15 protein-coding genes are annotated in these 14,211 nt (G+C 59.0%); 8 read left to right on the forward strand and 7 right to left on the reverse strand.

The features are described from left to right. Positions 1–47 precede the first annotated feature (47 nt). Positions 48–416 carry a PilZ domain-containing protein gene (locus AC3WTM_RS05610; RefSeq protein ID WP_102672607.1) on the forward strand — a complete coding sequence of 123 codons (369 nt, stop codon included), beginning with the start codon at positions 48–50 and terminating at the stop codon, positions 414–416. A 39-nt stretch (positions 417–455) separates the two neighbouring features. Here the strand turns inward: AC3WTM_RS05610 and radA are convergent, their stop codons facing one another. Then, positions 456–1,823 (reverse strand): DNA repair protein RadA, encoded by a 1,368-nt coding sequence (gene radA / locus AC3WTM_RS05615; RefSeq protein WP_102672606.1) that lies wholly within the window; start codon positions 1,821–1,823, stop codon positions 456–458. A 460-nt stretch (positions 1,824–2,283) separates the two neighbouring features. Here radA and AC3WTM_RS05620 point away from each other — a divergent pair, with 460 nt between their 5' ends. Together AC3WTM_RS05620 and mscL are read left to right on the forward strand one after the other, a co-directional pair. After that, positions 2,284–2,475, forward strand: coding sequence for a hypothetical protein (locus AC3WTM_RS05620; protein ID WP_102672605.1), 192 nt, complete (start codon positions 2,284–2,286; stop codon positions 2,473–2,475). Then, complete coding sequence (gene mscL, locus AC3WTM_RS05625; protein ID WP_102672604.1) at positions 2,459–2,872, forward strand: large-conductance mechanosensitive channel protein MscL; 414 nt, start codon at positions 2,459–2,461, stop codon at positions 2,870–2,872. Before AC3WTM_RS05620 ends, mscL begins: the two co-directional genes overlap by 17 nt. Before the next feature lie 41 nt (positions 2,873–2,913). On the opposite strand, the gene AC3WTM_RS05630 is transcribed toward mscL, so the two are convergent. Next, complete coding sequence (locus AC3WTM_RS05630) at positions 2,914–3,690, reverse strand: ferredoxin--NADP reductase (protein ID WP_102672603.1); 777 nt, start codon at positions 3,688–3,690, stop codon at positions 2,914–2,916. Between the two features lie 304 nt (positions 3,691–3,994). Here AC3WTM_RS05630 and AC3WTM_RS05635 point away from each other — a divergent pair, with 304 nt between their 5' ends. After that, a complete protein-coding gene (locus tag AC3WTM_RS05635) occupies positions 3,995–4,708 on the forward strand; it encodes a helix-turn-helix transcriptional regulator (protein ID WP_102672602.1) in 714 nt (237 codons plus the stop codon). Positions 4,709–4,883: 175 nt separating this feature from the next. Beyond that, positions 4,884–6,008: a methyltransferase gene (locus AC3WTM_RS05640; protein WP_102672601.1), complete on the forward strand. Its 1,125-nt coding sequence runs from the start codon at positions 4,884–4,886 to the stop codon at positions 6,006–6,008. A 65-nt stretch (positions 6,009–6,073) separates the two neighbouring features. Here AC3WTM_RS05640 and AC3WTM_RS05645 read toward each other — a convergent pair whose 3' ends face one another. From AC3WTM_RS05645 to AC3WTM_RS05655, 3 genes are all read right to left on the reverse strand, one after another. Then, positions 6,074–6,241, reverse strand: coding sequence for a DUF2474 domain-containing protein (locus AC3WTM_RS05645; RefSeq protein ID WP_015096916.1), 168 nt, complete (start codon positions 6,239–6,241; stop codon positions 6,074–6,076). 86 nt (positions 6,242–6,327) lie between these two features. After that, a complete protein-coding gene (gene cydB / locus AC3WTM_RS05650) occupies positions 6,328–7,335 on the reverse strand; it encodes a cytochrome d ubiquinol oxidase subunit II (protein ID WP_102672600.1) in 1,008 nt (335 codons plus the stop codon). 3 nt (positions 7,336–7,338) lie between these two features. Then, the gene (locus AC3WTM_RS05655; protein WP_102672599.1) at positions 7,339–8,775 is read right to left on the reverse strand and encodes a cytochrome ubiquinol oxidase subunit I; all 1,437 of its coding nucleotides are present in this window, start codon (positions 8,773–8,775) and stop codon (positions 7,339–7,341) included. 485 nt (positions 8,776–9,260) lie between these two features. Between AC3WTM_RS05655 and AC3WTM_RS05660 the strand changes: the two genes are divergently transcribed. Further along, positions 9,261–10,511 (forward strand): MFS transporter, encoded by a 1,251-nt coding sequence (locus AC3WTM_RS05660; protein ID WP_008050777.1) that lies wholly within the window; start codon positions 9,261–9,263, stop codon positions 10,509–10,511. Between the two features lie 6 nt (positions 10,512–10,517). On the opposite strand, the gene AC3WTM_RS05665 is transcribed toward AC3WTM_RS05660, so the two are convergent. Then, entirely contained in the window at positions 10,518–11,069 is a 552-nt protein-coding gene (locus tag AC3WTM_RS05665) for a DJ-1 family glyoxalase III (protein WP_090451522.1), read from the reverse strand. Positions 11,070–11,136: 67 nt separating this feature from the next. Then, positions 11,137–11,583 (reverse strand): DUF4879 domain-containing protein, encoded by a 447-nt coding sequence (locus AC3WTM_RS05670; RefSeq protein WP_102672610.1) that lies wholly within the window; start codon positions 11,581–11,583, stop codon positions 11,137–11,139. A gap of 222 nt (positions 11,584–11,805) precedes the next feature. Between AC3WTM_RS05670 and AC3WTM_RS05675 the strand changes: the two genes are divergently transcribed. Next, positions 11,806–13,101 (forward strand): NCS2 family permease, encoded by a 1,296-nt coding sequence (locus AC3WTM_RS05675; protein ID WP_008050771.1) that lies wholly within the window; start codon positions 11,806–11,808, stop codon positions 13,099–13,101. Further along, positions 13,098–14,177 carry a tRNA (uridine(54)-C5)-methyltransferase TrmA gene (gene trmA, locus AC3WTM_RS05680; protein WP_102672598.1) on the forward strand — a complete coding sequence of 360 codons (1,080 nt, stop codon included), beginning with the start codon at positions 13,098–13,100 and terminating at the stop codon, positions 14,175–14,177. Before AC3WTM_RS05675 ends, trmA begins: the two co-directional genes overlap by 4 nt. Positions 14,178–14,211 lie beyond the last annotated feature (34 nt).

Consider the following 14,211-nt stretch of genomic DNA (forward strand, 5'->3'; position numbering starts at 1 on the left):
TTGATCATGCGGGTCTATAGTCAGCGTACATTTCCGAGGATCGCGCCATGAGCGAGCACCCTGCCGAACGTCGCCGCTTCAAACGTATTGCGTTCGATGCCCGAACCGCGCTGAGTCAGGGGGAGTCCACCTGGCCGGTGAAGTTGATTGACCTGTCGCTCAAGGGCTTGCTGATTGAACGACCCGAACATTGGCAGGGCAATCCGCAGCAGGATTTTCTGGTCAACATTCATCTGAGCGAAGAGACCGACATCACCATGGATGTGCAACTGACCCACGACGACCATGGCCAACTCGGCTTTGTCTGCCTGCACATCAGTCTGGAGTCCATCGAGTGCCTGCGGCGATTGATCGAGCTCAACCTCGCTGATCCGCAGGAGCTGGAGCGCGAATTGGGTGCGCTGACCGAGATCTAACCGCCACCGGCTCCCACAGGGTTGTGTATTCACCTGGAGTTATTCGAACAACGCATCCAACGCCTGTTCCAAACGCGTGACGGCAATGATCTGCAACCCGGCCGGCGCCTCTTTCGGCGCATTGCCCTTGGGCACAATAGCCCGCTTGAAACCGTGTTTGGCAGCTTCCTTCAATCGCTCCTGACCGCTCGGCACCGGACGCACCTCACCGGAAAGCCCGACCTCACCGAACACCAACAGATCGTGGGGCAACGGTCGGTTTCGCAAACTGGACATCACCGCCGCCATCAACGCCAGGTCGGACGCCGTTTCCAGTACCTTGACCCCGCCGACCACGTTGAGAAACACATCCTGATCGTGGGTCGGAATACCACCGTGACGGTGCAGCACCGCCAGCAACATCGCCAGCCGGTTCTGATCCAGCCCCAGCGTGACCCGACGCGGGTTGGCCAGGTGACTGTCGTCCACCAGCGCCTGGACCTCCACCAGCATCGGACGCGTACCTTCCCACGTTGCCATCACCACGCTGCCTGGTACTTCTTCCTGGGCGCGGGTCAGAAAAATCGCCGAGGGGTTGGAGACTTCCTTCAGGCCCTTGTCGGTCATGCCGAACACACCCAGCTCATTGACTGCACCGAAACGGTTCTTCACCGCCCGCAGCAGACGCAGGCGCCCGTCGGACTCGCCTTCGAAATACAGCACGGTGTCGACCATGTGTTCCAGCACCCGAGGGCCAGCCAGCGCGCCTTCCTTGGTGACGTGGCCCACCAGGAAAATCGCCGTACCACTCTGTTTGGCATAACGCACCAGCAAGGCTGCGCTCTCACGCACCTGGGACACACCGCCCGGTGCCGATTGCAGTTGCTCGGTAAAGATCGTCTGGATCGAGTCGATCACCATCACCTTGGGCTTTTCCTGACGGGCCGTGGCAATGATGGCTTCGATGCAGGTTTCGGTCATGACCCGCAGTTGATCCTGAGGCAACCCCAGGCGCCGCGCACGCATGGCCACTTGCTGCTGGGATTCTTCACCGGTGACGTACAGCGCCGGCACGCTCTTGGCGAGGTTGCACAAGGTTTGCAACAGAATGGTCGACTTGCCGATGCCGGGGTCGCCACCGATCAGCACCACCGAGCCATCCACCAGACCACCACCCAGAACCCGGTCGAGCTCGCTGGAAGCGGTGGAGAAGCGCGGAATTTCTTCGACACTGACTTCGGCCAGGGTCTTGATTTGCGCCTGCTGGCCGGCCCAGCCGGTACGACCGCTAGGAGCGGCTGCCCCGCCGCTTTCCACCATGGTTTCGGTGAGCGTGTTCCAGGCTCCGCACTCACCGCACTGGCCGGCCCATTTGGGGAAGGTGGAGCCGCACTCGGTGCAGCCGTACATGCGCTTGGCCTTGGCCATCGGAACTCCCGGAAAAAAACGCGATGATAGCTCAGCTGAAGCTCGCGAGTGCGGCCGGATACTTCGCAACCCTTTTGATGATTACAAATATCCACATAAAAAATCAGGTATATTGATAAACACCCGCCAAACAAAACCTTGTATAAGTTTTTCGTTCAATATACTCAACAAACTCTAAGGGCATGCCTGTCTGAACAACCTGAAAACCTATACAAACTTTATTCACTTACACACTTAATGTACAACTCTGAATCACTCACACAGAGCACAGTGATTAATTCATGGAAGCACGCTACTTGTTAACTAACGAAACAGTTAATATCACTACAACTGCAATCAATTTCAATACCGCACCTGACCACTAACTACACGACCAACTTTAACGTCCCGTTTCAGGAATGGCCTCCCTCAACCTTGGTTTGCTCACACAAACGAAACCATATCGCTGAAAAAACACCGCATGCAAAACACCGCGCAAGGCCTGGCCGCTCCACAAACGAGATCAATCGGTGACTTTTTTCAACACCACCCGGTGTCGATTGCTGGCAAGCACGGCAGGCAGTTGATTCAAGCAGAATGCGATTTGCTGATTTACACTGCGTTCATCAACCTCATCTGTAACAAGGAAATAACCTATGGGCGTGCTAAATGAGTTCAAGGCCTTCGCGGTCAAAGGCAACGTGGTCGACATGGCCGTCGGCATCATCATCGGTGCGGCCTTCGGCAAGATCGTCACCTCGTTTGTCGGTGACCTGGTCATGCCGCCAATCGGGATGCTGATCGGTGGCGTGGACTTCAGTGATCTGGTCATAACGCTCAAGGCAGCGGACGGCGAGATTCCGGCGGTGGTGCTCGCCTATGGCAAATTCATCCAGACCATCATCGACTTCGTCATCGTCGCTTTCGCGATCTTCATGGGCGTCAAGGTCATCAACCGCCTGAAGCGCGAAGAGGCCGTAGCCCCTAGCCTGCCGCCGGTTCCAACCAAGGAAGAAGAGTTGCTGGGCGAGATCCGCGACCTGCTCAAGGCCCAGAACAACCGGCCTTGATGGCATTAGCAAAAAAACGGCGCCTTCGAGGCGCCATTTTTTTACCAGAAATTTTCCACCGCCACCTGACCAGGTCGCCGGCTGAGGCTCAAGTGCATGTCCCGCTGTTTAAGCAGCTTGCGCGTATCATCGATCATCTGCGGATTGCCGCACAGCATGACCCGTGAATGCTCAGGCGTCAGCGCAACACCCGCGACCCGCTCCAGTTCGCCGTTTTCAATCAGCGTGGTGATCCGCCCGTTCAATGAGCCAGGATGCTGTTCACGAGTGACCGTGGTGATCAATTGCAGTTTATGGGCGTACTCCGCCAGATAATCACGCTTCGCCAGCCCTGCGATCAGCTCCTGATACGCCAGTTCCCGGGCTTCGCGAACGCTGTAGACCAGAATGATCCGATCGAATCGCTCCCAGACGTCGAAATCCTGGAGTATCGACAGGAACGGCGCGATGCCCGTGCCTGTGGATAACAACCACAGATCACGCCCATCGACAAACCGGTCCAGCGTCAGATAACCGAAGGCCTGGCGGTCGACCAGCAATGCATCGCCAACACCCAGTCGGCTTAGCTCGCTGGTGAACTCACCGCCCGGCACGACAATGGAAAAGAACTCGAGGAACTCGTCAAAAGGCGAGGACACCATGGAATAGGCGCGCCATACCGTGCTGCCGTCAGCCTTGGCGACGCCCAACCGGGCAAACTGCCCCGCCCGGAAACGAAACCCTGCATCCCGGGTGGCACGCAAGGTAAACAGGCTCTGGGTCAGCGGATGAACCTCAAACAAGGTCTGACGGGTAAATTTTTCTTCACTGACGGACATGGAAGGCTCCAATCAAAAGATACCCCAGTGTCCCGCAAAGAAAGCAGCGTAACCACCGACAGTTTGTAGTGACATTAATCTGCACTAGTGACTGCTTACCAAATTTTGCAGGCACCCATCATTATAAAATGACATATGGAATTTTATATCCCATCGATTGCCTAAGAACCTGAAATACACTTTCTCAACAGTCAAAAGAGCAAAATTGTCGCACCACCACAGTAGGAATTATCCTACACTTCGTGACGTGCCGAATCTTGGATCCAGGATTGCACCCAGAAGACACAGTGATGGAGCCCCTTGTATGGAAATCTGGAAGGAGTCACAGCTCAAGCAATTGTCAAACACGCAAGAGATCAAAGCTGCCTATCGAATCGCGCTCAACTTCGCTAGAAACCTTGGATATAAATTTTGTGGCTTTTCAATTACTTCGAACTCAGTCGGAATCGATACCAGTACGCTGAACCTGAATAATTTCCCCCATGAGTGGAACATTCAATATGAAAAAAACAACACCACGCAAATAGATCCGATAGTGGCGCTTTGCGATCAGTCAACGTTACCTGTTCTCTGGAGCGAAGAGCTTTTTTCCAGGACGCCATGGCTATGGCAGTTGCTGCAGCAACAAGGTTTGCAGCATGGCTGGTCCCAGTCGATATTTGATGAGGAAACCGGTCAGCGCAGTATTCTCAGCCTGGCCAGAAGCCACTGCCCGATTTCAGCCTATGAGTTGTACGAGCATCTTGGATTCTCGGTGTTCATCAGCCGCCATTTGCACGCGCTGGCGATCGCAATGCAACCGAAAAAACCGGCTCGCCCCCAGGCTCCCCCCTTGTCACGGCGGGAACTCGAAGTATTGAAACTGTCAGCCGATGGCAAGACGGCCTATGAAATTGCCAGGATCCTCAGTTTGAGTGAACGCACAATCAACTTTCATGTGCACAGGGCTATCGAGAAGCTCGGCGTCAACAACAAGATTGCGGCCGTCATTGCCGCGGCCCGGTCCGGAGCCATCTGAAAGCGCCCGTCCGCGGGAAAACCTGCGAGTAATCCAGGCAAAAAAAACGTACCATTTGCGGTCCCTCCTGAGTGATGGCGTGTAAACCTTCACGACGCATTACACTCGGACGGCTCCGCCCGCTCCAACGCCTTCGGGCAGCGGGACATCCGTTGATTACCCAGAGCCCCGCCCCATGCCTTTGCTCGAAACACCCTTCGCCAGCCTCGACCTGATCCGCCAGCCCGAACAGCAGAACGAACCGCTGCAAGCTTTCGATGCGGCCGATGAATACCTGCTCAATCATCTGGCCGAACAGCAACCGGCGTCGGACACCCGGGTATTGGTGCTCAATGACAGTTTCGGTGCGTTGGCGGCCAGCCTGGCGGGTAAGGTGCGGGTGGTCAGCAGCGGTGATTCTTTCCTGGCTTTCCAGGGTCTGGAAAAGAACCTTGTGCGCAACGGCCTGGCCTTTGATGCCGTGCCGAGCCTACCCGCCAGCGAAACCCCTGCCGGGCCGTTCGACTGTGTGCTGATCCGTGTACCGAAAACCCTGGCCCTGCTGGAAGAACAACTGATCCGCCTGCAAGGTCAACTGGCACCTGGCGCCCAAGTGGTTGCCGCAGCCATGATCAAGCATCTGCCCCGGGCGGCGGGCGACTTGCTGGAGCGTTACATCGGCCCCGTGCAAGCCTCGTTGGCGGTGAAGAAGGCGCGGCTATTGATTGCCACCGCTGAAGACAAAACCCCAGCGGTGTCGCCTTACCCAACGCGATACAGACTCGACGAACCGGCCATCGAACTGCTCAACCACGCCAATGTGTTTTGCCGCGAAGGCCTGGACATCGGCACGCGGGCGTTTTTGCCACACCTGCCGAAAAACCTCGGTTCGGCGCGGGTCGCCGATCTCGGCTGCGGCAACGGCGTCCTGGCCATTGCCAGCGCCCTGCAAAACCCCGAGGCCCACTACACACTGGTGGACGAGTCGTACATGGCCGTGCAATCGGCCTCCGAAAACTGGCGCGCAGCGCTGGGTGAACGGGAAGTGATCGTGCGCGCCGGTGATGGCCTGTCCGGCCAGGAAGCGCAATCACTTGACGTCGTGCTGTGCAATCCACCGTTTCACCAGCAACAGGTGGTGGGCGACCTCCTGGCCTGGCGGATGTTCCAGCAGGCCCGCGAAGCGCTGGTGGTGGGCGGCGCGCTGTATATCGTCGGCAATCGTCACCTGGGCTACCACAGCAAGCTGGCGCGATTGTTCCGTGGCGTCGAGCAAGTGGCGGCCAATCCGAAGTTCGTGATCCTCAAGGCGCGCAAATAACAGGCAAAAAAAACCCTCCGGCAGGAGGGTCGTAAATCCGTGCCTCGAGGCCACGGGAGAGATATTCAGTGCGTGGTCAGGCCGGCCGCGTTCATGAACAGACGCATCAGGCTGGCGACGATGAACAGGGCGCCCACACTGCCGACCCAGATCAGGGCCAACCAGCCGAGCCGCTGCCACAGCGGCTTTTTTTCGGCTTCTTCAATGTCGTGCAGGGAATGTTTGCCGTTCATTGATAAATCCTCCGATGTAGATCAATGGCGTCTGTCAGGACGCCATCGCGAGCAAGCTCGCTCCCACAGATTCGTTGTACAGCAGACTAGTGGTAACCATCTTCATGGGTGACCTTGCCGCGGAACACGTAGTAGCTCCAGAAGGTGTAGCCCAGGATGAACGGGATGATGAACAGCGTGCCCACCAGCATGAAGCCCTGGCTTTGCGGCGGCGCGGCGGCGTCCCAGATCGAGATCGACGGCGGGATGATGTTCGGCCACAGACTGATGCCCAACCCGCTGTAACCGAGGAAGATCAGCACCAGAGTCAGCAGGAACGGCGTGTAATGCGCGTTGCGGGCCACGGCGCGGATCAGCCCGTACATCGTCACCAGCACCAGGATCGGCACCGGCATGAACCAGAACAGATTCGGCATGGTGAACCAGCGTGCGGCGATATCCGTGTGGGCCAACGGGGTCCAGATGCTGACAATGCCGATCACCGCCAGCAGCACGAAGGCCAATGGCCGTGCCAGGTCATGCATCTGCTCCTGCAACTTGCCTTCGGTCTTCATGATGAGCCAGGTGCAACCGAGCAAGGCATACGCCACGACCAGCGCCGCACCACAGAACATCGTGAACGGTGTCAGCCAGTCCAGTGAACCACCAGCGAACTGCCGATTGACCACAGGCAGCCCGTCGATGAAGGCGCCAAGCGCAACGCCTTGGAAGAACGTCGCAGTGACCGAGCCACCGATGAATGCCTTGTCCCACAGATGGCGCTTGTTGTCTCTGGCCTTGAAGCGGAACTCGAAGGCCACGCCGCGGAAGATCAACCCGATCAACATCAGGATCAGCGGCAGGTACAACGCCGAGAGCACCACCGAATAGGCCAGCGGAAACGCGCCGAACAACGCCGCGCCACCCAACACCAGCCAGGTCTCGTTGCCGTCCCAGACCGGGGCGACGGTGTTCATCATCACATCGCGATCGGTCTTGCCCGGAATGAACGGGAAGAGAATCCCGATGCCCAGGTCGAAACCGTCCATGACCACGTACATCATGATGCCGAAGATGATGATCACGGCCCAGATCAGCGGAAGATCAATACCCATGATTCAAATCTCCTTGGTCAGGCTTTGGCCGGCATCGGCGTGATCGTCGTCGGCTGCGGACAGCGGACGGGCCGGTGTGCGTTTCTGGCCGGGGCCACCGTCGTTGGTTTCCTTGCCTTCGTCGATCTTCGGCCCCTTGCGCACCAGGCGCATCATGTAGCCAAGACCGGCGCCAAACAGCGCGAAATAAACCACGACAAACAGGATCAGGGTGATGCTCATCTGCATGAAGCTATGGTTGGACGACGCATCCGCCGTACGCATCAGGCCATAGACCACCCATGGCTGACGGCCGATTTCCGTGGTGAACCAGCCAGCGAGGATCGCGATCAGGCCGGACGGCCCCATCCACAGCGCCAGGTACAGGAACGGCCGCGAGGTATAGAGGGTATCGCGCTTGCGCAGCCACAGGCTCCACAATCCGGTGAAGATCATCAGCAAGCCCAGCCCCACCATGATCCGGAACGACCAGAACACGATGGTCGAATTCGGCCGGTCTTCAGGCGGGAACTCCTTGAGCGCCGGCACCTGTTTGTCCAGGGAGTGTGTGAGGATCAGGCTGCCCAGGTACGGGATCTCGACAGCGAATTTGGTCTTCTCCTCCTTCATGTCCGGCCAGCCGAACAGGATCAACGGAGTCGCCTCGTTGCCTTTGTTTTCCCAGTGCCCTTCGATCGCAGCGATTTTCGCCGGCTGATGCTCAAGCGTATTGAGGCCGTGGAAGTCGCCGATGACCGCCTGGATCGGCGCCACGATCAACGCCATCCACATGGCCATCGAGAGCATTTTGCGGATCGCCGGGTTGTCCTTGCCGCGCAGCAAATGCCAGGCCGCGGAGGAGCCGACGAAGAAGGCCGTGGCGACGAAGGCTGCCGTGGCCATGTGCATCAGACGATACGGGAACGACGGGTTGAAGATAATCGCCAGCCAGTCGGTGGGTATGACCTGACCGTTGACGATCTCGAAGCCCTGCGGGGTCTGCATCCAGCTATTGGAGGCAAGAATCCAGAAAGTCGAGATCAACGTACCGATGGCCACCATCACGGTGGCGAAGAAGTGCAGGCCACGCCCGACCTTATTCCAGCCAAACAGCATGACACCGAGGAACCCGGCCTCGAGGAAGAATGCCGTGAGCACTTCATAGGTCAGCAACGGCCCGGTCACGGAACCGGCGAAGTCCGAGAAGCGGCTCCAGTTAGTGCCGAACTGATAGGCCATTACCAAGCCGGAAACCACCCCCATGCCGAAGTTGACGGCAAAGATCTTCGACCAGAAATGATAGAGGTCACGGTAGGTGTCGTTATGGGTTTTCAGCCACAGGCCTTCGAGTACCGCCAGGTAACTCGCCAGACCGATGGTGATGGCCGGAAACAGGATGTGGAACGAGATGGTGAACGCGAACTGAATTCGGGCGAGATCAAGTGCCTCTAAACCGAACATAAGTCTTCCTCTGTCAGGTAGTACGGCTGCGGGCTGGAAGCCTGCACCCACGGCCCCCACGGATATGGAGTGTGGCGAATCTCTGTTTGTTCTTTTTTTTGCACGCATCACAACGCAGGGAGTCTGGCCTTGCGGCCGCCGGATCAATTCCTTTTGTGGGTTTTGATCTGGATCAATCAACGTTGAAAGAGTAGTCCCAATTTCGGGGATGAACCGCGTGGTCTTTTGCCGCGTGACAAGTTGCCTCACGGCCTTGGTCACGAGCTGAAATACATTTCCTGTGGGAGCGGGCTTGCTCGCGAAGGCGGAGTATCAGGCGACTTCAATGCCGGATGTGCCGCCCTCTTCGCGAGCAAGCTCGCTCCCACAGTGTTTCCTGCGTTCTCAGGATAGGTATCTAGCTAACTAAATTTTTTGTCATGGCAACTTCCTGTTACAGGTTGATGCTAATCTCGCTGTTCCCCTCTCCCCAGATCTTCCCGCAGATGCCCAGCCAAGAGCCCTTGCTGTTACGTCACCATCGCCCTTTTCTCGCGTTCTGGCTGGCCCGGGTATTTACCGCCAGCGGCTTCCAGATGCTCACCGTGGCCATCGGCTGGAACCTGTACCAACTGACCGGCAACGTGCTCGACCTGGGTCTGGTCGGCCTGGTCGAATTCGCCCCGCGCGTACTGTTCATGCTGCACACAGGGCACGTCGCCGACCGTTATGACCGGCGCAAGGTCGCGGCGATCTGCCAGTCCCTCCAGGCATTGATCGCCCTGTCGCTGGCCATCGGCAGCGCCACCGACCATGTCACCCGGGAAATGATCTTTATCCTGGCCTTCCTGCTCGGTGCCGCTCGCTCCTTTGAAATGCCGACCACCCAGGCCCTGTTGCCCAGTATCGTGCCCAGCGCGTTGTTTCCCCGTGCAGTGGCCGCCGCACAATCGGCCCAGCAATCGGCAACCATCGTCGCTCCAGCCCTCGGCGGCTTGCTCTACGCCTTCGGCAGCGTCTGGGTGTATGGCCCGACGGTGCTTTTGTATGTCATCGCCTGTTCGCTGATGCTCAACCTGCCGGCCCGACAAACCCCGCTGAACAAGGGCAAGGCCACGCTGGACTCACTGCTGGCGGGCATTCGCTTCATCCGCAGTCGTCCGGACATTCTCGGGGCGATCTCCCTTGATCTGTTTGCGGTGCTATTGGGTGGCGCCACAGCGCTGCTGCCGGTGTTCGCCAAGGACATTCTGCTGACCGGCCCGTGGGGGCTTGGCCTGCTACGCTCGGCGCCGGCGGTAGGCGCGCTGCTGATGTCGCTGTTCCTGGCGCGGTTTGCCGTGGAACGCAACGTCGGACGGGTGATGTTCACGGCCGTGGGCATCTTCGGCGTGGCGACCATCGCCTTCGGCCTGTCGACCTCGTTCTGGTTTTCCCTGGCGGTGTTGGTGGTGTTGGGCGCGGCAGACATGATCAGCATGGTGATCCGCGCCTCGTTCGTTCAACTGGAAACACCGGACGAAATGCGCGGCCGGGTCAGCGCCGTCAATGGACTGTTCATCGGTGCCTCGAACCAGTTGGGCGAATTCGAATCGGGCCTGACTGCCCACTGGTTCGGCACCGTGCCAGCGGTGGTCATGGGCGGGATCGGCACACTGGTGGTGACCGGGGTGTGGGTCAAACTGTTCCCGACACTGGCCAGCCGCGATCGCATGCACGTGGCTAAAGATGAAGAGAAGGAAGAGGCGAAGGTCTGACACTCTCTAAACGAGCAACTCCCCCGCCACTGCCATACGAGTGGCTTTACCGCAGAGTTGCTCCACCAGCGCCAGGGCAAATGCCAATGCGCCGGCCGAGCCCTGGGCGGTGATGCAATTGCCGTCGACCACCACCGGTTGATCGACGAAGGTACAGCCCAGCAGTTGATGGCTGGCCGAGGGCAGACAGGTCATGCGCCGTTGACGCAATACGCCAAAGGCCTGCAGTGCCACGGCGGGCGCTTCGGCGATGCCGGCGAACAGGCGACCGGCCGCGGCCTGATCCTTGACCAATTGTTGCAAGGGTTGGTGGGCTGCCAGGTGCTGCGAACCCACCGCTCCACCTGGCAAGGCAATCAGGTCGAAGGGTTGCGCCAGCAAGTCCACCAGCATCGCATCGGACGTCAGGCGAGTGCCGCGAGCGCAGGTGAGCATGCGCCGCCCTTCGATACTGGCCACCACCACTTCTATTTTGGCGCGGCGCAGTACGTCGATCAGGGTCACGGTTTGCAGGTCGTCGGTACCCTCGGCAAGGGCAATCAAGGCTCTAAAGGTCATCGGGTACTGTCCACGGAATGATCTTTTAAGCGTAGTCAGCTTTCTGACCCTTGGTCGATACGTGCGATTACTGGATATAAAGCTGCGTCGACATCGTATTGCCGGGCGCGTTGATCGAGGTATTGCTAAAGGTCAGCGTGCCTTCCTGCTTGCCCGCCAGATCGAGGGCATACAAATAGCCGACGGTTTTTTCCCCGGGAGTGCAGCTGGTCAGGTTGCCGTTCTTGAACGCACAAACTGGTGTGCGGGTGCCATTTACTTCGAAACCGTCCAGGGCGACATGGGCCTCCCGCCCATAACCCACTTCCAGCACGTACACCATGATGTTCGGGCCAATGTGATCGCAGCGAGTCCGGGTTTGCCCTTCGTCGATGTTCTCGACACCACAGGACGGCGACGCGACCTTGAGCACTTTCAATTGCGTCAGTGGTGGAGCCGAGGCCGCCACGGCCGTTTGCGCCCCGAGAAACAACGCCCCCCCTATTCCGAGGGCGGCAACCAGACGCTTTTTCATGCAGGACCCATCCACCCAAAAAAACCAGCGCGCAGTATGGCGCACTTGGCTTTGTCGCAAAACATCGACGACGATCACCGCCAAAGCAGCCATATTCCCAAGCTACTGGTATGATGCGCGGCTTTTTCCGGCCCACAGTAATTTCCAGGCGCGTTCTGCTGCCTGTGCTTTGCTGTTGAGGTCGATACATTCACGGCGCCCGGCGCGCCACGGGGAGCAGACATGCTGGAAAGGCTGTTTCAACTCAAGGCACACAACACCAACGTGCGGACCGAGATTCTGGCGGGCGTCACGACCTTTTTGGCCATGGCCTACATTCTGTTCGTCAACCCGAGCATCCTCGGCGAGACCGGCATGGACAAGGGAGCAGTGTTTGTCGCCACCTGTCTGGCAGCTGCCATCGGCTCGACGACCATGGGCCTGATCGCCAACTACCCGATCGCACTCGCACCAGGCATGGGCCTGAACGCCTTCTTTACCTACACCGTGGTCCTGCACATGGGCCATACCTGGCAAGTGGCGCTGGGTGCGGTGTTCATCTCGGCGGTGTGCTTCTTCCTCCTGTCGATCTTCCGCATCCGTGAATGGATCATCAACAGCATCCCGCTGCCGCTGCGCTCGGCGATTGCTGCCGGCATCGGCCTGTTTCTGGCGCTGATCGCCCTGCACAACGCCGGTATCGTAGTCAGCAACCCGGCGACCATGGTCGGCCTCGGTGACTTGAAACAACCGGCCCCGATCCTCGCCACCCTCGGTTTTGCCCTGATCGTCGCCCTCGAAGCCCTTGCCGTGCGCGGCGCAGTGCTGATCGGCATTCTGGTGGTGACCATCATTTCCATCGTGATGGGCTTCACCCCATTCGGCGGCGTGATGTCGATGCCGCCATCGCTGGCCCCGACCTTCCTGCAACTGGACATCAAGGGGGCACTGGACATCGGTCTGGTCAGCGTGATCTTCGCCTTCCTGTTCGTCGATCTGTTCGACAACTCCGGCACCCTGATCGGTGTGGCCAAGCGCGCCGGCCTGATGCGCAAGGACGGCCACATGCCGAAAATGGGCCGCGCGCTGATCGCTGACAGCACTGCAGCCATGGCCGGTTCCCTGTTGGGCACCTCAACCACCACCAGTTACATCGAATCCGCCGCTGGCGTGAGTGCCGGTGGCCGCACCGGCCTGACTGCCATCGTGGTGGCGTTCCTGTTCCTGCTGGCGCTGTTCTTCTCGCCACTGGCCGCCAGCGTTCCGGCGTTCGCCACCGCACCGGCACTGCTGTTCGTCGCCGTGCTGATGACATCCGGCCTGGCCGAAATAGACTGGGACGACATTACCGTCGCCGCGCCGGTGGTGATCACCGCGCTGGCAATGCCGTTCACTTACTCCATCGCCAATGGCATCGCCTTCGGTTTCATTTCCTGGACCGCCATCAAGCTGATGTCCGGTCGTGGCCGTGAGCTGAACCCGGCGCTGGTGATCCTGTCGATTCTGTTCGTGATCAAGCTGGGTTGGTTCAACGCATGACTTTTGATTCCCAGGCCTACGCCGTTCAGCTCGAAGAAAAGGTCACGCGTCTGCGTGACCTGCTGGCCCCGTTCGATGCACCCGAGCCAGCCGTTTTCGATTCGCCGCTGAAAAACTTCCGCCTGCGCGCCGAGTTCCGCCTGTGGCGCGAAGCCGGCGAGCGCCACTACGCGATGTTTTCCCAGGAAGACAAACGCACGCCAATCCTGATCGAAGAGTTCCCGATTGCCAGCCTGCGCATCAACCAGTTGATGCCGCAGCTCAAGGCAGCATGGCAAGCCAGCGCCCCCCTGAGCCACAAGCTGTTCCAGGTGGAGTTCCTGACCACACTGGCCGGCGACGCGATGATCACCCTGTGCTATCACCGTCCGCTGGACGAGCACTGGCATGCAGCGGCGTCGAAACTGGCCGCGGACCTGAACGTCAGCATCATCGGCCGCTCCAAGGGCAAGCGCGAAGTCATCGGTCACGATTACGTGGTCGAGAAGCTGGAAGTCGGCGGCCGCACCTTCAGCTATCGCCAGCCTGAAGGCGCGTTCACCCAGCCCAACGGCACGGTGAACCAGAAGATGCTCAACTGGGCATACGATGCGCTCGGCGATCGCTCCGATGATTTGCTGGAGCTGTACTGCGGCAACGGCAACTTCACCCTGCCCCTCGCCACACGCGTGCGCAAGGTGCTGGCCACCGAAATCAGCAAGACCTCGGTCAACGCGGCCTTGAGCAATCTCAGCGAAAACGCGGTAGATAACGTCACTCTGGTGCGCTTGTCCGCCGAAGAGCTGACCGAAGCCCTGAACGAAGTGCGTCCGTTCCGCCGCCTGCACGGTATCGACCTCAAGAGCTACGAGTTCGGTAGCGTCTTCGTCGACCCGCCCCGCGCCGGCATGGACCCGGACACCTGCGAGCTGACCCGGCGCTTCGACAACATCCTGTACATCTCCTGCAACCCGGAGACCCTGGCAGCCAACATCGCCCAACTGCACGACACCCACCGCATCAGCCGATGCGCGATGTTCGACCAGTTCCCGTGGACCCATCACATGGAATCCGGGGTAATGCTGACCCGGCGTTGATGGCAAGCGCACCCACAAATAAGCCGTCCTCGTG

The sequence above is a fragment of the Pseudomonas sp. EU05-FHT14B02 genome (genome assembly GCF_058791055.1).

What these genes read in the sequence shown, in the direction of transcription:
- AC3WTM_RS05645 (WP_015096916.1), bottom strand. Translation starts at nt 6,241, where the DNA reads ATGAACGGCAAACATTCCCTGCACGACATTGAAGAAGCCGAAAAAAAG.
- AC3WTM_RS05620 (WP_102672605.1), top strand. Translation starts at nt 2,284, where the DNA reads ATGCAAAACACCGCGCAAGGCCTGGCCGCTCCACAAACGAGATCAATC.
- AC3WTM_RS05660 (WP_008050777.1), top strand. Translation starts at nt 9,261, where the DNA reads ATGCCCAGCCAAGAGCCCTTGCTGTTACGTCACCATCGCCCTTTTCTC.
- AC3WTM_RS05640 (WP_102672601.1), top strand. Translation starts at nt 4,884, where the DNA reads ATGCCTTTGCTCGAAACACCCTTCGCCAGCCTCGACCTGATCCGCCAG.
- cydB (WP_102672600.1), bottom strand. Translation starts at nt 7,335, where the DNA reads ATGGGTATTGATCTTCCGCTGATCTGGGCCGTGATCATCATCTTCGGC.
- mscL (WP_102672604.1), top strand. Translation starts at nt 2,459, where the DNA reads ATGGGCGTGCTAAATGAGTTCAAGGCCTTCGCGGTCAAAGGCAACGTG.
- AC3WTM_RS05635 (WP_102672602.1), top strand. Translation starts at nt 3,995, where the DNA reads ATGGAAATCTGGAAGGAGTCACAGCTCAAGCAATTGTCAAACACGCAA.
- AC3WTM_RS05665 (WP_090451522.1), bottom strand. Translation starts at nt 11,069, where the DNA reads ATGACCTTTAGAGCCTTGATTGCCCTTGCCGAGGGTACCGACGACCTG.
- trmA (WP_102672598.1), top strand. Translation starts at nt 13,098, where the DNA reads ATGACTTTTGATTCCCAGGCCTACGCCGTTCAGCTCGAAGAAAAGGTC.
- AC3WTM_RS05610 (WP_102672607.1), top strand. Translation starts at nt 48, where the DNA reads ATGAGCGAGCACCCTGCCGAACGTCGCCGCTTCAAACGTATTGCGTTC.
- AC3WTM_RS05675 (WP_008050771.1), top strand. Translation starts at nt 11,806, where the DNA reads ATGCTGGAAAGGCTGTTTCAACTCAAGGCACACAACACCAACGTGCGG.
- AC3WTM_RS05630 (WP_102672603.1), bottom strand. Translation starts at nt 3,690, where the DNA reads ATGTCCGTCAGTGAAGAAAAATTTACCCGTCAGACCTTGTTTGAGGTT.
- radA (WP_102672606.1), bottom strand. Translation starts at nt 1,823, where the DNA reads ATGGCCAAGGCCAAGCGCATGTACGGCTGCACCGAGTGCGGCTCCACC.
- AC3WTM_RS05655 (WP_102672599.1), bottom strand. Translation starts at nt 8,775, where the DNA reads ATGTTCGGTTTAGAGGCACTTGATCTCGCCCGAATTCAGTTCGCGTTC.
- AC3WTM_RS05670 (WP_102672610.1), bottom strand. Translation starts at nt 11,583, where the DNA reads ATGAAAAAGCGTCTGGTTGCCGCCCTCGGAATAGGGGGGGCGTTGTTT.